The organism is Streptomyces sp. 7-21 (genome assembly GCF_016741785.1).
Taxonomy (GTDB): Bacteria; Actinomycetota; Actinomycetes; order Streptomycetales; family Streptomycetaceae; genus Streptomyces.
Map to the genome: position 1 here is coordinate 72,625 of NZ_JAERRL010000016.1, position 22,861 is coordinate 95,485.

At 76.4% G+C, this 22,861-nt stretch carries 11 protein-coding genes; 9 read left to right on the forward strand and 2 right to left on the reverse strand.

The genetic code is table 11. The features are described 5' to 3' along the window. The first annotated feature begins 48 nt into the window (after nucleotides 1-48). From JK356_RS18855 to JK356_RS18880, 6 genes are all read left to right on the forward strand, one after another. Entirely contained in the window at nucleotides 49-8,625 is an 8,577-nt protein-coding gene (locus JK356_RS18855) for a type I polyketide synthase (protein ID WP_201869838.1), read from the forward strand. Then, a complete protein-coding gene (locus JK356_RS18860) occupies nucleotides 8,622-13,016 on the forward strand; it encodes a type I polyketide synthase (RefSeq protein WP_201869839.1) in 4,395 nt (1,464 codons plus the stop codon). Before JK356_RS18855 ends, JK356_RS18860 begins: the two co-directional genes overlap by 4 nt. After that, a complete protein-coding gene (locus JK356_RS18865; protein WP_201869840.1) occupies nucleotides 13,013-14,779 on the forward strand; it encodes an NAD(P)/FAD-dependent oxidoreductase in 1,767 nt (588 codons plus the stop codon). Before JK356_RS18860 ends, JK356_RS18865 begins: the two co-directional genes overlap by 4 nt. A 6-nt stretch (nucleotides 14,780-14,785) precedes the next feature. Then, nucleotides 14,786-15,040 (forward strand): acyl carrier protein, encoded by a 255-nt coding sequence (locus tag JK356_RS18870; protein ID WP_201869841.1) that lies wholly within the window; start codon nucleotides 14,786-14,788, stop codon nucleotides 15,038-15,040. Next, on the forward strand, nucleotides 15,037-16,284 hold the full coding sequence (locus tag JK356_RS18875) for a beta-ketoacyl synthase (protein WP_201869842.1): 1,248 nt from the start codon (nucleotides 15,037-15,039) through the stop codon (nucleotides 16,282-16,284). The genes JK356_RS18870 and JK356_RS18875 overlap by 4 nt, the downstream gene beginning before the upstream one ends. A gap of 179 nt (nucleotides 16,285-16,463) precedes the next feature. Then, nucleotides 16,464-17,156, forward strand: a complete 693-nt coding sequence (locus JK356_RS18880; protein WP_201869843.1) for a response regulator transcription factor — start codon at nucleotides 16,464-16,466, stop codon at nucleotides 17,154-17,156. Between the two features lie 67 nt (nucleotides 17,157-17,223). Here the strand turns inward: JK356_RS18880 and JK356_RS18885 are convergent, their stop codons facing one another. Both JK356_RS18885 and JK356_RS18890 read right to left on the reverse strand, forming a co-directional pair. Continuing rightward, the gene (locus tag JK356_RS18885) at nucleotides 17,224-18,735 is read right to left on the reverse strand and encodes an amino acid adenylation domain-containing protein (protein WP_307815733.1); all 1,512 of its coding nucleotides are present in this window, start codon (nucleotides 18,733-18,735) and stop codon (nucleotides 17,224-17,226) included. Beyond that, nucleotides 18,732-19,868, reverse strand: coding sequence for an acyl-CoA dehydrogenase family protein (locus tag JK356_RS18890; RefSeq protein ID WP_201869873.1), 1,137 nt, complete (start codon nucleotides 19,866-19,868; stop codon nucleotides 18,732-18,734). The genes JK356_RS18885 and JK356_RS18890 overlap by 4 nt, the downstream gene beginning before the upstream one ends. Nucleotides 19,869-20,256: 388 nt before the next feature. On the opposite strand from JK356_RS18890, the gene JK356_RS18895 reads away from it, so the two are divergent. The 3 genes from JK356_RS18895 to JK356_RS18905 all read left to right on the forward strand — a co-directional run bounded on the left by JK356_RS18895 (nucleotide 20,257) and on the right by JK356_RS18905 (nucleotide 22,827). After that, on the forward strand, nucleotides 20,257-21,576 hold the full coding sequence (locus JK356_RS18895; RefSeq protein WP_201869844.1) for a cation:proton antiporter: 1,320 nt from the start codon (nucleotides 20,257-20,259) through the stop codon (nucleotides 21,574-21,576). After that, a complete protein-coding gene (locus tag JK356_RS22440; RefSeq protein WP_201869845.1) occupies nucleotides 21,573-22,424 on the forward strand; it encodes a 4'-phosphopantetheinyl transferase superfamily protein in 852 nt (283 codons plus the stop codon). The genes JK356_RS18895 and JK356_RS22440 overlap by 4 nt, the downstream gene beginning before the upstream one ends. 112 nt (nucleotides 22,425-22,536) lie before the next feature. After that, nucleotides 22,537-22,827, forward strand: coding sequence for an acyl carrier protein (locus JK356_RS18905; RefSeq protein WP_201869846.1), 291 nt, complete (start codon nucleotides 22,537-22,539; stop codon nucleotides 22,825-22,827). Nucleotides 22,828-22,861: the final 34 nt, after the last annotated feature.

A 22,861-nucleotide genomic window follows, 5' to 3' on the forward strand; every position in this document is an offset into this window, starting at 1 on the left:
GGTGTCCCGGGGACGCGAGGAGACCGAGGCGTCCGGGAAGTCCACAGCGTGGGCCGGGGAGATCCGCCGGGCGCCGCCGGCGGCGAGCCCATCGCGATCATCGGGGCCGGCTGCCGGTTCCCGCGCGGGGCGCGCGACCTGGCCGGCTTCTGGCGGCTGCTGCGGGAGGGCACCGACGTCATCGGGGAGGTGCCGCCCGACCGCTGGGACGTGTCACGCTACTTCGACCCCGACCCCGGCAAGCGCGGCACGATGTACACGCGCAGCGGCGGCTTCCTCGACGGCGTCGACCAGTTCGACCCCGGCTTCTTCGGGATCGCGCCGCGCGAGGCGCACGAGATGGACCCGCAGCAGCGGCTGCTGCTGGAGGTCGCCTGGGAGGCGCTGGAGGACGCCGGGCAGGACCCGTCCGCCCTGTCCGGCACCAGGACGGCCGTGATCAACGGCATCATCGGCATGGACTACACCCTGCTGCACAGCAGGGCCAACGGCCCCTCGGGCATCGACGCCTGGTACGCCAGCGGGCGGGAGTTCAGCTTCGGTCCCGGGCGGCTGTCCCACCTGCTCGGGCTGCGCGGCCCCAGCCTGTCGGTGTCCACGGCGTGTTCGTCGTCGCTGGTCGCGGTGCACCTGGCGTGCGCCAGCCTGCGGTCGGGCGAGTCCGACCTGGCGCTGGCGGGCGGCGTCAACCTGATCCTGTCGCCCGAACTGACCATCTTCCTGTGCAAGGTGCGGGCGATATCGCCGCGCGGCCGGTGCACGCCGTTCGACGCGGCGGCGGACGGCATCGTGCGCGGCGAGGGCTGCGCGATGGCCGTGCTGAAGCGGCTGTCGGACGCCGAGGCCGACGGCGACGACGTGCTGGCCGTGATCCGGGGCAGCGCCGTCAACCACGACGGCGCCAGCGCCGGCCTGACCGCGCCCAGCGGCGCCGCGCAGCAGGAGCTGCTGCGGCAGGCGGCGGCCGCCGCCGGGGTGGACCCGCGCGAGGTGGCGTACGTCGAGGCGCACGGCACGGGCACCCCGCTCGGCGACCCGATCGAGGTGGCGGCGCTGCGGAACGTGCTGGGCGAGGGCCGCCCCGCCGACCGGCCGCTGCTGCTGGGCTCGCTGAAGACGAACTTCGGGCACATGGACTCCGCCGCGGGCATCGCCGGGCTGCTGAAGGCGGCGCTCGTGCTGCGGCACGGCGAGGTCCCGCCCACGCTCCACCTGCGCGAGCGCAACCCGCGGGTGCCGTGGGACTGGCCGGTGGACGTGCCGGTGGAGGTCACGCCGCTGCCGCCGGGCGACGGGCCCCGGCTGGCGGGCGTCAGCGCGTTCGGCCTGAGCGGCACCAACGCGCACGTGGTGCTCCAGGCCCCGCCGCGCCGCGCGCCGCGTCCGCCGGAGCCGGACGGCACCGGGGTGCCGGTGCTGCTGCCGCTGTCGGCGCGCCACCCCGACGCGCTGCGGGACCTGGCCCGCTCCTACCGTGACCGGCTCACCGGCGCGGACGCCCCCGCAGCGCGGGACGTGGCGCACACGGCGGGCGCGCGCCGGGCGCACCACCGCGAGCACCGGCTGGCGGTGACGGGCACGAGCGCCCGCGACCTCGCCGGGCAGCTGGCGGCGTTCCTCGACGGCGAGGCCGTGCCCGGGGCCGCGGCCGGCGGCAGCGACGAGGAGCGGCGGCCCCGCGTCGCGTTCGTCTACGCGGGCCAGGGCTCGCAGTGGGCGGGCATGGGCCGCGACCTGCTCGACCAGGCACCGGCGTTCGCCGAGGCCTTCGCAGCGTGCGAGGCCCTGGTCGCGGCGCACGCCGGCTTCTCGCTCCGCGAGGAGCTGACGCGGCCGGCTGAGTCCTCGCGGCTGGCGCGCACCGAGATCGCCCAGCCGGTGCTGTTCGCGGTGCAGACCGCGCTGACGGCGCTGTGGCGGTCCTGGGGCATCGAGCCGGTGGCGGTAGCCGGGCACAGCATGGGCGAGGTGGCCGCCGCGCACGCGGCGGGCGCGCTGGACCTGGCGGACGCGGTGCGCGTCATCACCGCGCGGGGGCGGCTGCTGGCGGACGCCGCCGGGTCCGGCCGCATGGCGGCGGTGGACCTGCCGGAGGACGAGACGCGCGCCGCGCTCGCGCCGTTCGAGGGCCGGCTGTGGGTGGCGGCGGTCAACAGCCGCCGGTCGACGGTGGTTTCGGGCGAGGCCGCGGCGCTCGCGGAGCTGGCCGGGCAGCTGGCGGAGCGCGGCGTGGCGTGCCGGACGCTGGCGGGCGACGGCGAGGGGTACGCGTTCCACACCCCGCTGATGGCGCCGTACGAGCCGCGGCTGGCACGGCTGCTGGCCGGGCTCGAGCCCCGGGAGCCGGAGGTGTTCACGGCCCCGGCGACCCCGGGCGGCGCCGCGCCGTTCACGGCGGCGTACTGGGGCGCCAACGTGCGCCAGCCGGTGGCCTTCGCCCAGGCGGCGCGGGCGCTGCTGGCGCGCGGCTGCGACGCGTTCGTCGAGATCGGGCCGCACCCGGTGCTGGCCGTGCCGCTGGCGCACGAGGCCGACGCGGCGGGCGTGCCCCAGGCGCTGGTGGTGCCCTCGCTGCGGCGGGACGTGCCCGCGCTGACCACGGCGCTCGGCTCGCTGGGCGCGCTGTACGCGGCCGGCGCCCAGGTGCGGTGGCGGGAGGTGCCGCCGCGCGGCGGTCGGCCCGTGAAGCTGCCGGGGTACCCGTTCCAGCGCAGGCGGTTCTGGCTGCGCACGGGCGTCGGCAGCCCCGGGCCGGACGCCGCCCCGGCCCCGGAACCGGCCGGGGCACCCGCGCCGGAGCCCGCCGCCGCATCCGCGCCCGAGCCCGCGCCGCGGCCCCCGGCGGCCGCCCGGCCCGCCGCGGCGCTGGCGGACCAGCGCGCCGCCGAGGACCTCGTCGCCCGGGCCGTGGCGCGCGTGCTCGGCCACGAACCGCAGGCCATCGGCCGCCGCCAGGGCTTCACCGAGCTGGGCATGGACTCGATCACCGCCGTCGAGCTGCGGACCCTGCTCCAGCGCGAGACCGGCGGCCCGCTGCCCGCCACGGTCGCCTTCGACCACCCCACCGTGGAACGGCTCGCCGCCCACCTGCGGCAGCGGGCACACCGCGGCACCGCCGGCGCGGCCCCCGCGCCCGCCGCGCCGCGCGCCGGGGGCGGCGCCGGCCGGGAGCCGATCGCGGTCATCGGCATCGGCTGCCGCTTCCCCGGCGGCGCGCACGGCCCCGACCGCTACTGGCGGATGCTCGCCGCGGGCACCGACGCCGTCACCGTCTCCCCCGAGGGCCGGTTCGCCGACGGCTCCCGCTGGCTGGGCTCGTGGCTGGAGGACGTGGACCGCTTCGACGAGCGGTTCTTCCGGGTGCCGCCCGTCGAGGCCCGGGTGATGGACCCGCAGCAGCGGCTGTTCCTGGAAACCGCCTGGGAGGCGCTGGAGCACGCCGGGCAGCCGCCCGCGCGGCTGCACGGCAGCGCGACCGGCGTGTTCGTCGGGATGAACTCCCACGACTACGCCGAACTGATCGCCGCCACCCCCGGGAACGTCGACGCCTTCTACGGCACCGGCAACTCGTTCTGCGCGACCGCCGGACGGCTGTCGTACCTGCTCGGCGCGCACGGCCCGAGCCTGGCGGTGGACACGGCCTGCTCGTCCTCGCTGGTCGCCGTCCACCTCGCGGTGCGGTCCCTGCGCTCCGGGGAGTGCGACCTGGCGCTCGCGGGGGGTGTGAACGTCATCGTGCGCCCCACGATCCACCGCGCCAGCGAGGCGGCGGGCGCGCTCGCGGGCGACGGCCGCTGCAAGACGTTCGACGCCGCCGCCGACGGCTACAACCGCGGCGAGGGCTGCGGCGTGGTCGTGCTCAAGCCGCTGGCGAAGGCGCTGGCCGACGGCGACCCGGTGCTCGCCTGCGTACTGGGCTCGGCGATGAACCAGGACGGCCCCAGCAGCGGCCTGACCGTGCCGCACGCCCCGGCCCAGGAGGCGCTGATCCGGCAGGCGCTGGCGGACGCGGGCGCCGCCCCGGCGGACATCGGCTACGTCGAGGCGCACGGCACCGGCACCCCGCTGGGCGACCCGATCGAACTCCAGGCGCTGGGCGCGGCGCTGGGCGAACGCCCCGGCGGTGCGCGCTGCTGGGTCGGCTCGGTGAAGACCAACTTCGGTCACCTGGAGGCGGCGTCGGGCATCGCCGGGCTCATCAAGGCGGTGCTGGGGCTGCAACGCGGCGAGATCCCGCCGCACCTGCACTTCCGCCGGCCCAGCCCCGAAATCCCATGGGACGAGCTGCCGTTCGAGGTGCCGGTGACGGCGACGCCGTGGCCGGACGGCGGGCGGGCGCTCGCCGGGGTCAGCGCGTTCGGCTTCAGCGGCACCAACGCGCACGTGGTGCTCGGCCCGGCGCCGCCGCGCCCGGAGCTGCCCAGCCACCCGGACGACGGGCCGGGCCAGCGGCCCTGGCTGCTGCCGCTGTCGGCCAGCAGCCGGGAGGCGCTGCGTGAACTGGCCGGCTCCTGTGCGTCGCTGCTGACCGAGTCGGCGGAACCGGCGACGCACGACGTGTGCTACACGGCGAGCGTCCGCCGCGCCCACCTCCCGCACCGGCTCGCGGTCACCGGCCGCACCCGGGCCGAACTCGCCGAGCGGCTTGCCGCGTTCGCCGCCGAGGGCGAGGCCGCGGCCGGCACCGGGCTGGTGGTGGACCGCGTCCCGGCCAGCGGCGAGGGGCGGCGGCTGGCGTTCGTCTTCTCCGGCCACGGCTCGTACTGGCGCGGCATGGGGCAGCGGCTGCTGCGCGAGGATCCCGCGTTCCGCGAGGAGGTGGAACGCTGCGACGAGGGGCTGCGCCCCCATCTCGGCTGGTCCGTGCGGGACGTGCTGGCGGCCGGCGCGGACCCGGGCTCCGGGCCGCGCGTGCAGGAGCTGACGTTCGCGCTCCAGGTGGCGCTGGCCCGCCGCTGGCGCGCGCTGGGCGTGGAGCCCGCGGCCGTCGTGGGGCACAGCGTCGGCGAGATCGCCGCCGCGCACGTGGCCGGGGTGCTGCCGCTTCAGGACGCGGCGCGGCTGGCGCACGCCCGCGCCACGGTCCAGGAACGGCTGGTCGGCAGCGGCGAGATGGGCGTCGTGGGGCTGCCGGCGGACGAGGCCGCCACGGTGGTCGCCGACGCCGGACTGGACGACCGGCTGTGGGTGGCCGTCAGCAACAGCGCCCGCAGCACGGTGCTGTCGGGCGACCCGGAGGCGCTGGCCGAGGTGATGGCCGCGCTGAAGCGCCGGAACGTCTTCTGCCGGCGGGTGCGCGCCGCCGGCGCGGGCCACTGCCCGCTGGTGGAGCCGCTCGACGCTGAACTGACCGCCGCGCTCGGCTGGCTGACGCCGCGTCCGGCCGAGGTGCCGCTGTATTCGTCGGTGACGGGCGGGCGGGTGTCCGGCGAGGAGCTGGACGCCGCCTACTGGGGGCGCAACCTGCGGCAGCCGGTGCGGTTCTCGGCGGCGGTGCGGGCGCTGGCCGGCGACGGGTGCGACGCGTTCGCCGAGATCTCGCCCGACCCGGTGGTGCTGGCGTTCCTCGAGCAGGACCTGCGGCAGCCGGGCGGCGGCGGCCCGCTGCTGGTGCCCTCACTGCGGCGCGACGCCGACGAGTTCGCCGTGATGCTCACCTCGCTCGGCGCGCTGCACGCCGGGGGCTACCCCGTCGACTGGGAGCGGCTGTACCCGACGGGCGGCCGGGTCGCGGCGCTGCCGACGTACCCGTGGCAGGGCCGGCGGCACTGGCTGGACACCAGCGCCGCCGCGGGCGGCGGTCCGCGCCCCGGCGTCCACCCGCTGCTGGCGCGGGCGCTGCGGCCCGGCAGGGGCGCGGGCGGGGCGCGGCTGTGGGAGGCCGACCTGGATGAGGCCACGCTCGGCGCGCTGCCGGCCGGGCGGCTGTGGGACGCGCGGCTGGTCCCGGGCGCCGCCTGGCTGGAGATGGCGCTGGCGGCGGGGCGGCAGCGGTTCGGCGACGGGCCCCTGGCCCTGGCCGGCGTCCGGCTCGGCGAGCCGCTGCTGCTGCCCGGCCCCGCGCCGGAGGACGCGCCGGAACCGGCAACGGACACCGCGCCGGAAACCGCACAGCTGACGCTGCGCGGCGAGGAGTTCACCCTCGACACGCTGCCGGGCGAGGGCGGCGGCGACGGCGGATACGACGGCGGCGGCACGGCGGCCGGCGCGGGCGGTGCCGCCACCGAGCGTGCGCGGGGGCGGCTGCGCGCGGTGCCGCCGCCCCCGCTCCCCTCCCCCGCGCCGTGGGCGCGGCCCGGCGCGGAGCGCGACCCGGCCGAGGCCGCCGCCGCGCTGGCCGCGCACGGCGTGTGTCTCGACGGGCTGCGGGTCACCGCCGCCCGCGCCAGCGACCGGACCCGCACCCTCACCCTGGCCTGGGAGCCGGGCGGCGCCGTCACCACTCCCTGGGTGCTGCCGCCCGGCATGCTCCAGGCGGCGCTGACGGCCATCGCCCTCGCCGCGGAGCCCGCCGCCGGCCCGCTGCTGCCGGTCGCCGTGGCGCGGCTGACCGTGGCCGCGCGCCCCGAACCGGGGCGGCGGGTCACCGTCCACGCCCGCCTCACCGGGCGCGACGACGGCGCGGTGACCGGGGAGGTGTGGATCGCGCGCGACGGTGACGGGCACAGCGACGGCGCCCCGCTGGTGGCGCACGCCTCGGGCGTCGAGCTGCGCACCCCCGCCGCCGAGCCGCTGGCCGAGGAGCGGCGCGCGCGCCTGAGCCGCGTGCTGTACACCGAGACCTGGCACGCCCGGCCCCGCCAGGACACCGCCAGGGCGGCGCCCGACCCGGCCAAAGCGTGGCTCGTCCTCGCCGACCGCGGCGGCGTCGGCACGGAGCTGGCCGGGCAGCTGACGGCGCGCGGGCACCGTGTCGTGCTCGTCGGCCAGGACGAGGCGGCCGGCCCCGACGGGCTGGAGAAGCTGGTCCGCGAGACGCTGCGCGACCCGGGCTGCGCGGGCGCCGTGCACCTGTGGGCGCTCGACCTGCCGGACGGTCCCGCCGGCCTCGCCGACGGCGGCGCCGGGGCCGCGTACGACTCGGTGCTGCGCCTGGCGCGGGCGCTCGGCGCAGGCCCGCCGGCCGGCGGCGCCCGGCCGCCCGCCCGGCCCGCCTGGTACGTCACGCGCGGCGCCCGCGCCCTGGGCGAGGAGGGGGCGCACGCGCCCGCGCAGGCCCCGCTGTGGGGGCTCGCGGCCACCGCCGCGCTCGAACACCCCGCCGCCTGGGGCGGCCTGCTCGACCTCGACCCGCGCGCCTCCGCCCGGGAGGCGGCGGCGGACGTGCTCGCCGAACTCCTCGCGCCGGACGGCGAGGACCACGTGGCGCTGCGCGGCGGCCGCCGCCTGGTGCCGCGCGTCGCCCGGGCCCGCGTCACCGAACCCGCCGTCACCTGGCCCCGGCTCGACCCGGCGGGCACCTACCTCGTCGCCGAGGGAGGCGGCGCGCTCGGCGCCCGCGTCGCCGGCTGGCTGACCGGGCGCGGCGCCCGGCACGTGCTGCTCGCCTCCCGGCACCGCACCCCGCCGGGAGACGCGTACCCGGCCGGCGTCCGCGCCGTCACCTGCGACCTGGCGGACCCGGCCGCCACCGACCGGCTGCTGGCCGCGCTGGCGGCCGAGGGCAGGCCGCTGCGCGGCGTCGTGTGGCTGGCCCCCGACTGGGAGCTGGGCGACTCCGCGGACCTGGGCGCCGCCGCCCTGACGGCCGCCGTGCGCGACCGCGCGCTGGGCGCCTGGCTGCTGGACCAGCGGTGCGGCGACCAGCTCGGCCTGTTCACGGTCTTCGCCGGCGTCGCCTCCGGCTGGGGCTCGCTCGGCGTCGCCCGCCAGGCGCCCGCCGACGCACTGCTGGCGGCGCTGGCCGCGCACCGCCGGGCGCGGGGCCTGCCCGGGCAGTGCGTGCGGTGGGCGCCGTGGGACGGTGTCGGGCTGCTCGGCGAGCCGAGCCGCTCGATGATGGTGCGGGCCGGCCTGACCCCCCTGGCGCCGGACGCGGCCGTCGAGGCGCTGGACTACCTGACCGCCACCGGCCGCACCGGGATGGGCGTGTGCGAGGTGGACTGGGGGATCATGCTGCCGCTGTACCGGCAGACCGGCTGGCCCCTCTTCGACGGCCTCGACGCCGACAACCCGGCCGCCTCCGGCGAGGCGGAACAGCTGCGCCAGCGCCTGGCCGCGCTGCCCGGCCCCGAGCGCAAGGCCGCGCTCACCGACGCGGTGCTGGCCGAGACGGCCATCGTGCTCGGCGCCGCCTCGGCCGACGAACTCGACGCCAGGGAAGGCTTCTTCGACCTCGGCATGAGCTCCATCACCGCGCTGGAGCTGAAGGTCCGCCTGGAACGGCGCTTCGGCGCGGCGCTGCCGAACACCCTCATCTTCGAGTACCCCACGCCCGAGGCCCTGGCCGGCTACCTGGACAGCGACGTGCTCGCCCTCCCCGGCCCGGACGGCGGGCCCGCGCCCGGCCCCGGCGGCGGCCCGGCGGCCGGGGCGGACGACGACGACCTGCTGGCGCGCTTCGACCGCGAGATGGCGGCGGCGGCGCATCTGACGGCACGCACGGAGAGGCGGACGACGCGATGACCGGTGCGGAACCCGACTACCGGGCGCGGCTGGGCCGCGCGCTTGACACGATCTCCCAGCTGAGGGCCCGCCTGGAGGAGCTGACGGACCGGGACGGGCCCGGCCACGAGCCGGTGGCGGTGACCGGCGTGGGCTGCCGGTTCCCCGGCGGCGCCGACTCACCCGAGGCGTTCTGGCGCCTGCTGCGGGACGGCACGGACGCCATCACCCGTTTCCCGGCCGAACGCGGCGACGCCGGCGCGGTGTTCGACCCGGACCCGGACGCGCCGGGCAAGGCGTACTGCGTCGACGGCGGCTTCATCGACGGCGTGGACGCCTTCGACGCCTCGCTGTTCGGCGTCTCTCCCACCGAAGCGGTCGCCATGGACCCGCAGCAGCGGCTGCTGCTGGAGGTGACGTGGGAGGCGCTGGAGCGGGCCGGCATCGCGCCCGACTCGGTGCGGTCGACGGCGACCGGCGTGTTCATCGGCGCGAGCACCACCGACTACGTGCGGCTGCGGCAGGAGCTGACGTCGCCCGAGGACGTCGACCCGTACCAGCTGATGGGCGAACCGGCGTTCCTGGCCGGGCGCGTGGCCTACCACTTCGGGCTGCGCGGCCCGGCGCACGTGGTGGACACCGCCTGCTCGTCGTCGCTGCTGGCCACCCACCTCGCGGTGCGCAGCCTGCGGTCCGGCGAGTGCGACATGGCGCTGGCGGGCGGCGTCAACCTGATGCTGACGCCCTACGGTTTCGTGCTGGTCTCCAAGGCGCGGGCGCTCGCACCCGACGGCCGGTGCAAGACGTTCGACGCCTCGGCCGACGGCTACGGACGCGGCGAGGGCGTCGGCGTCGTCGTGCTCAAGCGGCTCTCGGACGCGCTGGCGGCGGGCGATCCGGTGCTCGCCGTGATCCACGGCTCGGCGGTCAACCACGACGGCCGCTCCAGCGGCATCTCCGTGCCCAGCGGCACCGCACAGCAGGAGGTGGTGCGGGCCGCGCTCGCCGACGCCCGGCTGGACCCCGGGCGGATCGGCTACGTGGAGGCACACGGCACGGGCACGGTGCTGGGCGACCCGATCGAACTGCGTGCGCTCCACGCGGTCCTGGGCGGTGACCGGCCCGGCGGGCGGCCGGTGTGGGTCGGCTCGGTCAAGACGAACGTGGGCCACCTGGAGGCGGCCGCGGGCGTGGCGGGCCTGGTGAAGCTCGCGCTGTCGCTGCGCCACCGCGAGATCCCGCCGCACCTGCACTTCACCCGCCCCAACCCGAACGTCGACTGGGACGAGCTGAGCCTGGCCGTGCCGGTCAAGCCGGTGCCATGGCCAGAGGAAGAGCCCTACGCGGGGCTGAGTTCGTTCGGCGTCAGCGGCACCAACGTGCACCTCGTGCTCGGGCCGCCGCCGGCCGCGCCCCGGGGCGGCCGGCCAGCCGGCCAGCCGGCCGAGGAGCAGGGCGGGACGCGGCACGAGGTGCTGGTGCTCTCCGCCCGCACCGGCGCGGCGCTGCGCGGCCTGGCGGCCCGGTACGCGCGGCTGCCGCAGGAGCTGGCCGGCACGCCGCTGCGCGAGGTGTGCCGCGGCGCGGCGCGGGGGCGGGCTTCGCTGCCGCACCGGCTCGCGGTGGTGGCGGGCTCGGTCGAGGAGGCGGCCGAGCGGCTCGGCCGCTACGCGGAGGGCCGCGCGGCGCCGGGGCTGGCGGCCGGCCGGGCCACGTCGCGGCGGCGGGCGCGGGTGGCGTTCCTGTTCTCGGGGCAGGGCAGCCAGTACCCGGGCATGGGGCGGGAGCTGTATGAGACGGAGCCGGTGTTCCGGGCGGCCGTGGACCGCTGCGAGGAGGCGCTGCGGGACGCCTGGGACGTGCCGCTGACCCGGCTGCTGTACGGGGACGGCAGCGGTGCGGAGCTTGACCGCACCCGGTACACGCAGCCCGCGCTGTTCGCCGTCGAGTACGCGCTGGCGGAGCTGTGGCGCTCCTGGGGGGTGCGGCCGGGCGCCGTGCTCGGGCACAGCGTCGGCGAGTACGTCGCCGCGTGCGTCGCGGGCGCGCTTCCGGTCGAGGACGCGCTGGCGCTGGTCGACGCGCGGGCCCGGCTGATGGAGGAGCTGGCGGCGCCGGGCGCGATGCTCGCGGTCCGCGCGGGCGAGGACGAGGCGCGGGCCGCGCTGGCGGCGGCGGGAGCCGGCGAGCGGGTGGCCGTCGCGGCCGTCAACAGCGACCAGGACGTGGTGCTGTCCGGCCCGCCGGAGGACATCGGACGGCTCGCCGGCCGGCTCACCGGCGACGGCGTGCGGGTCACCCGGCTGCGCGTGGCGCGGGCGTTCCACTCCCCGATGGTCGAACCCGCGCTCGACGGGCTGCGGCGCGCGGCGGCCTCGGCCCGCTTCGCCGCGCCCCAGGTGCCGCTCATCTCCAATCTGACTGGGCGTCAGGTTACGGCGGCTGAGCTGGCGGACCCCGGCTACTGGTGCCAGCACGCCCGGCAGCCGGTGCGGTTCCGCGACGGCATGCGGACGCTGGACGACCTGGGCTTCGCCACGTTCCTGGAGGCGGGCCCCGGCCGGGCGCTGCTGGGGATCGGCGCCGCCTGCCTGCCCGGCGCGGAGCGGGCGTGGCTCGCCAGCCTGCGGCGCGGCGTGCCCGCGACCGAGCAGATCCGCACGGCGCTGGGGGAGCTGCACGTGCTGGGCGTGGAGGTCGACTGGCCGGCGGTCTACCCGGGCGAGGGTGCCGGGCCGCCGCTGCCGGTGTACGCGTTCGACCGGGAGCGGTACTGGTTCACCGCCACGCGCGACCCCGCCGCCGCGGCGGCGGCCGGCCCCGGCAACGGCGCTGGCGCGGCGGACGGCGGGGAAGCGGCCGGCGGGGAGGAGCCCGCGCTGCTGCGGCGGCTGCGGGCGGCCGGGCCGGCCGAACGAGCCGTGCTGGTCGCCGACTACCTGCGCGATGTGCTGGCCGCCGCGCTGTGGACCCCGGCTGAGGAGATCGACACCGACGCCGACCTGCTGAAGCTGGGCGTCGACTCGCTGCTGGTGATGCAGGTCGTGACCGCCTGCAAGAGCGACCTGGGCGTGGTCTTCTCGCCGCGCGAGCTTTTCGAGAACGCCACCGTGGACGAGTGGTCGGCGCTGGTGACGGACCGCGCCGAGCGGGAGCACGGCCTGCCGGGCGCGGGCACGCGCGGCGGCCCGGCGGCCGTGCGGGACTGGAGCGATCCGGCGCAGCTGCTGCCGGAGGCCCGGCTCGACCCGGCGATCCGCCCCGCCGCCGCGCTGGACGGCGGCTGGCGGGATCCGGAGCACGTGCTGCTCACGGGCGCGACGGGCTTCGTCGGGGCGTTTCTGCTGGAGGAGCTGCTGCGGTCGACGCGGGCGCGCGTGCACTGCCTGGTGCGGGCCCGCGACGCGGCGGCCGGGCTGGCGCGGCTGCGGGCCAACACCGAGCGGTACATGCGCTGGCCCGAGGAGCACGCCGACCGGATCACGGTCGTGCCGGGCGACCTGGCGCAGCCGCGGCTGGGGCTCGGCGAGGAGGAGTTCGGCGCGCTGGCCCACCGCGTCGACGCGGTGTACCACAACGGCGCCAGCGTCAACTTCGTGCAGACGTTCCGGCAGCTGCGGGACGCCAACGTCGGCGGCACCACCGAGATCCTGCGGCTGGCCTGCACCGGGCCGCTGACGCCGGTGCACCACGTCTCCACGTTCGCGGTGTGGGGCGTGCCGGAGGACCTGACGAGCACGTTCGCCGAGGACGACGATCTCAGCCGCGCGGGGCGGCTGCCCAACGGCTACCTCCAGACCAAGTGGGTCACGGAGAACGTCGTGCGGGCGGCGCGGGAGCGCGGCGTGCCGGTCAACGTCTACCGGCTCGGCCAGATCATGGGCGACTCCCGGGGCGGCGCCTGCGTCACCTCCAGCTTCACCTGCGCGGTCATCAAGGGCTGCATCCAGTTCGGGGCCGCACCGGAGCTGGACATGCTGGTCGAGATGACGCCCGCCGACTACGTCAGCCGGGCGCTGGTGCACATCTCGCTCACCGACGACGGCGCGTTCGGCAAGACGTTCCACCTGCTCAACCCGGAGCGGCTGCACTTCAGCGACCTGATCGGCTACATCCGCCGCAGCGGCTGGGCCGTGGACCGGCTGCCGGGCGAGGAGTGGGTGGAGCGGTTCCGGGCCCGGCTCGGCACGGGGCCGGCCAACGCGCTGGACCCGCTGATCGACACCATCAGCGAGATCGTCCGCACCGGCCAGGACTCGATGACGTACCTGACGGACCGGCTCAGCGCGGCCCTGGCGGGCAGCGGCATCACCTGCCCGCCGCTGGATGACGCGCTGCTCGACACCTACTTCCGCTGGATGGTCTCCACCGGTTTCCTCGACCGGCCGGACGCCCGCAGGGAGGGCACGTGAACGCAGCAAGGACAGACCTGGACACCGAGTGCGACGTGGCGGTGATCGGCCCCGGCCTGGGCGCGTGCGTGCTCGCCGCGGCGCTGGCGCGCGGCGGCCTGCGCACGGTCCTGATCGGCGGCCCGCGGACCGCCCCGCCGTTCGGCGAGATGCTGGGCCGTTACGCGGCGCTGCTGCTGGAGGTGATCGCCGAACGGTACGGGGTGCCGGAGCTGACGCGGCTGACGCTCTTCGACGAGGCGAACGAGGTCACCGGCGGCGCCTGCGGCGCCGAACGCTGCCACGGCTTCGTCTACCACCGTGAGGGCCAGGCCCAGAACCCGGCCGAGCTGACGCAGCTGAGCCCGCCGCGGGGCGTGCCGCCGGAGCCGCTGCTGGCCCGGCCGGAGGCGGACGACTACCTGTGGCGGGTGGCGGTGGGGCACGGCGCCGTGCCGCTGCGGGGCGAGGGCGCCGCCGTGGTGGCGGCGGACACCGGCGGCGAGGGCCCGTCGGTGACGCTGGCCGGCGGCGGACGGGTGCGGGCGAGGTTCCTGGTGGACGCCAGCGGCCGGGAGTCGGTGCTGGCGGCGCGGGTGCGGGCGCGGGAGGAGCCGGCGCGGCTGGTGTCGCGGACCCGCACGATCGCCACGCGCTTCACGGGCGTGCGGGACCTGGCGCAGGCGGCCGGGCAGCCCCGGGCCTACAAGATGCCGGTGCCGTGGGGGCAGGGCAGCACGCAGCACCTGTTCGACGGCGGGTACCTGTGGGTCTTCCCGTTCGGGAACCACCCGGGCGCGCGCAACCGCACCACGAGCGTGGGCCTGACGCTGGACGCCGACCGCTTCCCGGAACGGGAGCCGCCGCAGCGGGAGTTCGCCGCGTTCCTGCGCCGGTTCCCCACGCTGGCCGCGATGTTCGCCGACGCCGAGCCGGTCCAGCCGTGGACGTCGACGGGGCGGCAGCAGTACTCCTCGGCGGTCACGGCCGGGGACGGCTGGTGCCTGATCGGCGAGGCCGCCGGGTACGTGGACCCGTTCCTGAACCGGTCGCTGATCAGCACGCTGGAGGGCGTCAACGCGCTGGCGTGGCGGCTGCTGGCGGCCGGCCGGGACGGCGACTTCTCGGCGCGGCGGTTCACGGCGGTGGACCGGATCAACCAGCAGGTGCTGGCGGAGAACGACGCGCTGGTGTCGATGGTGCTGGCGGCCACCCGGGACCACGCGCTGTGGAAGGCGGTGCTGCTCGTGCTGGAAGCCGGCCTGCGGTACGGGCAGTTCCCCGCGCAGATCGCGCTGGGCACGCTGCGGGCGGGCGGGGGCGACGGGGAGCTGCGGCGGCTGGAGGAGGTGCCGTACTTCGGCTCGCCGTTTCCCGGGCACGAGGGGTACCACCGGCTGTTCACGGCGGCGGCGGCGCAGTGCGCGGAAGTGCGGTCGGGCCACGCCGATCCGGTGGCGGCGGCCGAGCGGATCGTGGCGGCGCTGCGCGAGGCGGACTTCGTGCCGCGGTTCTTCGGGCTGAGTGATCCGCAGCGGCGGGTGCTGCGCCTGAACCCGGTGATCCTGCTGCGGATGCTGCTGTGGGCGCGCCGCTCGGCGCCGCCGGACATCGGGCCGCTGGTGCGGACGGCGGTCGCGACGCTCGCCCGGGAGCGGCGCGAGAGCAAGCGGCGGGCCCGGCGCGGGCGCCAGGCGGCAACCCAGCGGGGACAGCAGGCGGAACAGCGGGCCGGGGACGCACAACGCGAAGCGGGCAAGCAAACGCACAGAGAAGGGGTCTGACAGGGCATGGCTCTCAGCGAGCAGGAGATTCTCAGCGGGGTGACGGAGATCCTCGGCGACGCCGCGGGCGTCCCCGCCTCCCGGGTGCGGCCCGAGCGGACCTTCGCGGGCGACCTGGAGGTGGACTCCCTGTCGATGTACGAGGTCGCGATGATGACGCAGGAGCGGTTCGGCGTGGAGGTCCCGGACGAGGACATGAAGGCCCTGCGCACCGTGGCCGACCTGGTGGCGTACATCAGGCGCGAGAGCGCCGCGGTATGAGGCCGCGCGAGGCGGCGCCGCGGGGCCCGGGGCGCCGCCGGGTGGTCGTCACCGGGCTCGGCGCGTACGCCCCGGTGGGCGAGGACGCGGCCGGGGTGTGGGGAGCGGTGTGCGCGGGGCGTTCGGGGGTGCGGGCCCTGGCCGAGCCGTGGGCCGCGTCGCTGCCGGTGCGGATCGCCGCGGCGGCGGCCGGGGATCCGGCGTCGCGGCTGACGGCGTTCGAGTGCCGGCGTCTGGACAGGGTGCAGCAGTTCGCGCTGCTGGCGGCGCGCGAGGCGTGGCGGGACGCGGGGGCGCCCGAGGCGCCGCCCGAGCGGTTCGCCGTGGCGGTGTCCTCCGGGGGCGGCGGGCTGGGCGGGATGCTGCGCCAGCACGACGTGCTGCGCGAGGAGGGCTGGCAGCGGGTCTCGCCGATGACGATGCCGATGTACATGGCGAACGGGCCGGCGGCGTGGCTGTCGCTGGAGTTCGGCGCGGCGGCTGAGGTGCAGGCGCCGGCGAGCGCCTGCGCCTCGGGGGCGGACGCGATCGGGCGGGGGCTGGAGCTGATCCGCACGGGGCGGGCCGACATCGTGCTGGCGGGCGGCGCGGAGGCGATGATCCACCCGGTGGTGCTGGCGGGGTTCGCCGCGATGCGGGCGCTGTCCCGCCGTAACGGCGAACCCGCCGCCGCCTCCCGGCCGTTCGACGCCGACCGGGACGGCTTCGTGCTGGGCGAGGGCGCCGCGGTGCTGGTGCTGGAGGCCGAGGAGCACGCGGTGTGCCGGGGCGCCCGGATCTACGCCGAGCTGGCGGGCGTGGGCCGCTCGGCCGATGCGTTCCACATCGCCAACCCCGAGCCCACGGGGGCGGGCGCGGCCGAGGCCATGCGCCGGGCGCTGGCCGATGCGGGGCTGGCGGCGGCCGCGGTGGGGCACGTCAACGCCCACGCGACGGGCACGCCCCTGGGGGATCTCGCGGAGGCGTCGGCGGTCCTTGGGGTGCTGGGCCGGGCGCGGGTGACCGCGGTGAAGTCAGTGACGGGGCATCTGCTGGGCGCCAGCGGGGCGCTGGAGGCGCTGGTGACGGTGCTGAGTCTGCGCCACGGCGTGGTGCCGCCCACCGTCAACGCCGTCAAGCCGGACGTGCCGGAGGGACTTGAGGTGGTGCGGGAGCGCGTGGCGGCGGGCGAGGCCGCCCTGAGCAACTCCTTCGCGTTCGGCGGCCATAACGTCACTCTGGCCTTCCGGCGTCACTCCGGGTGACTCACATGACGGTTTTTCCCTGACGCGCTCATGCTTAAATCGCCAGCAGAAACGACACTGCATTTTTTCTGTCGAAAATTAGTCTTATCTGACCACGAACGAATTAAACGCACAATACCAAGACGGCCCGACGCTGTGCTAGTTTGAGTAAACGATGATATCTCCGATCGGGGGTGCTGGTGCAGCAAGGAGCGATCACACGAGTTCTCATCGTCAATGACCGTGCCGTCACCCGCGCCGGTTACCACATGCTCTTCGACCGGAACGCGGACTTCGCGGTAGCCGGAGAAGCCGCGGACGTGTCCCACGCCCTTTCCGCCATATCCACCCTCCGCCCCGACGTCGTCCTCGTCGACGCGCACCCGCAGACCTTCGACGTGGTCGACGCGGTGAGGCGGCTGACCCACGCGCGCGATCCCGGCACCGCGCCCGTCCTCGTCCTCATCGACGCCTTCGACGAGCGCGCCAACCGGCTGCTGCGGGCCGGGGCGCGCGGCCTGCTGCTGAGCCAGGCGTCCCCGGCGGAGATCCTCGCCGCCGTGCGCCTGATCGCCGCCGGTTACGCGCTGGTCTTCCCGCACAAGGGCCGGGGCAGCCTCGACCCCGCGCCGGTGACCGGCGGCGGAGGGCGCGACGCCTCGCACTTCTCCCTCGACCACCTCACCCGCCGGGAAGCCGACGTGCTCCGGCTCATCGCCCGCGGCTTCAGCAACGCGGAGATCTCCGCCGCGCTGTTCGTCAGCGAGTCCACCGTCAAGTCCCACGTGCAGCGGATGCTCGTGAAGCTGGAGCTCCGCAACCGGGTGCACGCCGTGATCTACGCCTACGAAGCGGGCCTGGTGCGCTCCGGTGCCGCCTGGGCACCCGCCTGACCGCACGGCGAAGGGCCCCTGCGGCGTCTGCCGGGACGCCGCAGGGGCCCTTCGGCACGGGTGCGGGCTACGGCGCGGCGGCGTCCGCGACCTGGCGCGCCATGCGCGCCCGGTCCTTCTTGCCGTTCGCCGTCCGCGGCAGCTCCGGCACCACGTGCACCGCGTCGAGCACCATCGACGGCGGCAGCCGCTCGGCCGACCACTGCTTCAGGGCCAGCAGCGTGGGCCGCTGGCCCGGCCTGGGCACCACGACGGCGTGCAGCTGAGCCCGCAGGCCGGAGCCGGTCACGACGGCCGCGGCCTCCTCGACCGCCGGATGCGCCCCGAGCACGGACTCGACCTCGCCCAGCTCAATCCGCTGGCCCCTGATCTTCACCATCTGGTCCCGGCGCCCCAGGTACACCAGGTTCCCGTGCTCATCCATCCGCACCAGATCGCCGGTGGCGTACGGGCCGCGCTGCGGCTCGCGCCCCCAGTAGCCGAGCATGACCGTCGGCCCGGATACCCACAGCTCATACGCGCCGTCCTCACCGGCCGGCACGAGTTTCATCGAATCGCCCGAACACATCGTGCCGATCGGCAGCTCGGACGTGCGTGCACAATCGGCCCCGGTGACCTCATACGAGGTGCAGACGTTCGTTTCCGTGGGGCCGTACCAGTTGAACATCCGGACCGTCTTCCATTGCGACCGCAATTCCTTCACCAGCGGCAGCGGAAACGGCTCCCCGGCAAAGACGCAGACCCGCAGCTCGGGCGGCGGCGGCTCGTCGAAGAGCCCGCCCCTGGCCATCATCAGCGTCAGCGCGGACGGCACCGAGTACCACACCGTCAGGCGGTGCTCCCGCAGATACCGCACCAGCTGCTCCGGCGCGTACGCCATCTCCTGCGGGATGAGGAAGACCGAGGCGCCCGCGTGGAACGCCGCGTACAGATCGAACACCGACAGGTCAAAGTTGAACGGCGCGTGGTTCGACAGCCGGTCGTCCGGGCCGAGCCCCAGGTGCTCGCTGGCCCACCGCACGAACGCCAGCGCGTTGCGGTGGCTCAGGCAGACGCCCTTGGGCTCGCCCGTCGAGCCCGAGGTGTACAGGATGTACGCGGGATCATCCGCCGAACCCCCGGGGCCCGGCTCGCCGTTGCCCGTGGGCGCGTCGGCCAGCAGCTCGTCCAGCGTGAGGACCGGCGGCCCGTCCCAGCCCGCCTCCCGCGCCCGCCCGGCGCCCGCCCCGTCCGCCACCACCAGCGCCGGCGCGCACCCGTCGGCGATGCGCCGCACCCGCGAGGGCGGGTTGGACTCCGTCACCGGCACGTACACCGCGCCGCGCCGCAGGCAGCCCTGCATCAGCGCCACGGCCCGCGCGCTCTTGCCCGTCCACAGCAGCACCCGTTCGCCCGCGCCGACCCCCCGCGCCGCCAGCGCCGCCGCGTACCGCCTGGCCAGCCGGTCCAGCTGCCCGTACGTCAGCCGCCCGTCCGGGGCGTGCACCGCCAGCGCGGCCGGATCCCGGCGCGCCGCCGCGGCCACCAGCTCCTCCAGGCGCCGGGGCCTGGCCTCCGTGCCGTCCAGGGCCCCGCTCACAGCCCCATCTCCCGCGCCACCAGCTCCCGCTGGATCTCCGAGGTGCCCGAGAACAGCAGGCTGGGGACGGCGTCCCGCAGCTCCGCCTCGATGCCCTCGTCGGTCAGGTAGCCGCGCGCGCCGAAGACGCGCACCGCGTCCAGCGCGCAGGCGACCGCGCCCTCCGAGGCCGCCAGCTTCGACAGCGCCACCGACGTCCGGGCCGGCTGGCCCTGGTCCATCTCCCAGCAGGCCCGGTACAGCAGCAGCCGCGCCGACTCCAGGCGCATCCGCATGTCGACGATGCGGTGCGAGACGGCCTGGAACGAGGAGAGCCGCTGGCCGAACTGGCGGCGCTGCCGGGCGTGCGCCGCGCATCTGTCCACCAGGCGCGCCATCATGCCCAGGTACCCGGCGAACAGGCAGGCCCGCTCCCAGCCCATCGAGTGCTGGAAGACCGCCGCTCCCATCCCGGGCACGCCGAGCACGTGGTCGGCGGGGACGAAGCAGCCGTCGAAGCGGACGGTGGATGCGGGGGTGGAGCGCAGGCCCATCTTGCCGAACGGCTCGCCGGTCACCACGCCGCGGGCGTCCGCCGGGACCAGGAACGCCGTCTGCCCCAGGTGCCCGCAGTCCGGGTCCGTGGTGGCGTAGGCGACGAACACGTCGGCGGCCGGCCCGTTGCTGACGAAGCTCTTCTCCCCCTCCAGCACGTAACCGCCGTCCACGGCACGGGCGGTGACGGCCAGCCGGGAGACGTCGGACCCGGCCTGCTCCTCCGTCATCGCGTTGCCCGCGACCAGATCGCCGGAGCACAGCCCGGGCAGATAGCGGGACTTGACGGACTCAGTGGCGAAGTCGCGGACCGGCACCGTGCAGGCGAAGAGGTGGGCGCTGGCGGCGAAGACGAGGCCGGTGTCCTCGCAGCCCTCGCCGAACGCCTCGTACTGCCGCGCGGTGTCGAGCGCGCCGAGCCCGCCGCCGCCGTACTCCGTGGGCACGCAGGCGCCGAGCAGACCAAGCTGCCCCAGCGTGCGCCACGCCTTGGGGGTAAACGGCTCGGGTACCGGGCGGCGCGGCGGGAAGTAATCGCGGACGGCCTGTCGGGTCGTCACAAAGCGGTTGTGCTGATCAGCGTTCCAGCCGAACTCCATGGAGGGCCCCCTGTGGCCGCGCGACCGTTGGACGAGGACGGCGGTGAAGAATTCCGCGGTGGTCATGCGTGGTCGTGCTCTGGCACGGGCGGAAGAACGCCCGTGGCGAGGTTATCCGAATAACTCCCGTTCCCGGCAAGGGTGAACGGGATCGCGCGCCGGTCGCCCGCCACCCGGGCGCACGCGCCCCGCGCTTTTCCTGCCGCCGCCGTGCCTCCTCCCCAAGTGCTCAAACGCCCGTTCGGCATCGCCGCTTTCCCCCACTCGGCCAATGGCGGAAAGGGCCCGCGGCCGGAAGACTGGAAGCCCGCCACCGCCCCTTTTCCCGATGTCCCCGGACTCAGGACTCCCCGGACGTCTCGGATTCCCTGGCCCTCCTGGAGGCACCATGGCAGCTGGACCGGGTGACCTGCCGCTCGAAGCGGTGGTCATGGCCGACATCGCCCTCGTTCTCATGGCGGTCACAGCCGTGGTCCGCCTCACCGGACGGCTCCGGCAGCCGCCCGTCATCGCCGAGATCGTCACCGGGCTGCTGCTCGGCCCCAGCGTCCTCGGCCTGCTGCCGGGGGAGCTGCCGGACCGGCTGTTCCCCCAGGACGCCCGGCCGCTGCTGTCGGCCGTCGCCCAGTTCGGCCTGCTGCTGTTCATGTTCCTGGCGGGCTGGGAGATGGACCTGACCCGGCTGCGGGGCCGCCGCGGCGCCGTCACCGGCCTGGCCGCGCTCGCCATGGGCGTGCCGTTCGCCGCGGGCCTGGCCGCCGCCGCCCTGCTGTACGGGCGGCACGCGGGCGGCGGCACCAGCGCCACCGTGTTCGCGCTCTATCTCGCGACCGCCTTCTCCATCACGGCGTTTCCCGTGCTCGCGCGCGTCATCACCGACAGCCGCCTCACCGGCACCCGCGTCGGCACCGTCGCCATGGCCTGCGCCGCCGCCGGGGACGTGCTGGCCTGGTGCGCCCTGGTGCTCGTCGTCGCCCTGTCCGAGGCGACCGGCCCGGGACGGTTCCTCGCCGTGCTCGGACTGACCGCCGCCTACGGGCTGGTCATGCTCATCGCCGTGCGGCCGGCGCTGCGCGCCCTCATGCGCCGGGCGCACACCCGCGCCTACAGCGGCTCACTGCTCACCGTGATCGCCTCCGGCGTGCTGCTGTCCGCCTACGCCACGTCGTGGATCGGCGTCCACGCCATCTTCGGCGCCTTCGCCTTCGGCCTGGCCATGCCGCGCGGGCTGCCCGAGGCACACCGGCGCGGCGCGCACCGGCAGGTCGCCGCGCCGCTCCAGCGGGTCGCCGCCCTGCTGCTGCCGGTCTTCTTCATCGTCACGGGGCTCAGCGTGGACGTCGGCGCGCTCGGCTGGTCGGGCGCGGTCGCGCTCGCGCTCGTTCTCGTCACCGCGGTCGCGGGCAAGCTCGCCGGCGCCGTCCTGCCCGCCCGCCTCACCGGCATGACCTGGCGCGAGGCCACGGGCTTCGGCGTGCTGATGAACACCCGCGGCCTGACCGAGATCGTCATTCTCGACATCGGCCGCCAGCTGCACGTCATCAGCGCCGAGATGTTCACGATGATGGTCGTGATGGCGCTGGTGACCACGGCCATGGCCGGGCCGGTTCTGCACGCGCTCGGCCTCACCCCGCCGCCCCGGGCCCCGGACCCGCCGGTGCCCGCTCCGGCCGCCGCCGTCGCCGCGGCGCGGGAGAGCACGCCGTGACCGCCGCCGTCCCCGTGCCCGCCCGCCCCCGGCTGCTCACGCTCGCCGACCGCCTCCACGCCTGGCACGGCACCGCCGGCCCCCTGACCGCCGCCGGCCTTCGCCACCCCGCGCTCTCGCCGGAGGAACGCGCGCGCGCCGCCCGGTTCCTGCGTCCGGAGGAAGCCGGCTGGTACGCGCACAGCCACGCCGAACTCCGCCGCCTCCTCGCCCGTTACCTCGCCACCGCTCCCGCCCGGCTCCGCTTCGGCCGTGCGCCCTGCCCCCGCTGCGGCGACGGACCGGGCGGCGCGCACGGGCGTCCCCGCGTCACGGAGCCGGCCACCGCGCTGTCGTTCAGCCTCTCCCGGTGCGGCCCGGACTGGCTGCTGGCCGTGGCGGCCGACGGCCGGCGCGTCGGCGCGGACGTCGAGCGGCTGCGCCCGCTGCCCGCCGCCCGGCTCGCGGCGGCCTGCCTGACCGACGCCGAGCGGGCCTGGGTCACCGGACCGGGCGCGCCGGACCAGCACGGGCGGTCGCGGCGGTTCCTGCGCTGCTGGACCCGGAAGGAGGCGGTCGTCAAGGCGGCGGGCGTGGGTCTGGCCACCGACCTGGCGCGCATCGAAACGCACGCGGCGCGGCCGGGACCGGCCGTCGTCGCCCTGCCCGGCCCCGGCGGCGGGCGGTTCGCCGTCACCGACCTCGCGCTGGCGCCCGGCCTGGTCGCCAGCGTCGCCGTCGAGTCGCCCGGCGGGGCGCGCGAGGGCGACGAGGGCAGTGAGAGCGGTGAGGGCGACGGGCAGTGGGGACCGGGAGCACAGCGAGGACGACCCCGGCGGAAGGATGACCCCGGCGGAATTCATCCCTAAGTCCAGGCCGCCGATTCATCACCGGAGCGGAAGACGCCGCGCGCCGCGGCTGACTACCGTTGTCCCCGGGTGCACCGTTCCCATAACTCGCGGATTCCGAAAGGCGAATCGCATGGCCAACGACGACCGGCCCGAGGGGTACGAGGAAACTCTGAAGCGGCTCAAGGACTTTCTCGAGGAACGATTCCTGCCGGACGGCGAAACGGGACTGACCCCGACCTCGCCGCTGCTGGAATGGGGGATTCTCACCTCCCTGAGCACGACGGAGCTGATCTCCTATATCCAGGACCAGTACGGCGTGACCATTCCTCCCGAGCACATTGTCGGCGCCAACTTCAAGAACCTCGACGCCATCACCAGGCTCGTGCTGTCCCTGCACGACGGCCCCGTGGCCCGCGCCTGATCCCCGCACCGCCCGCCGTCCGGCCCGGGCCGCC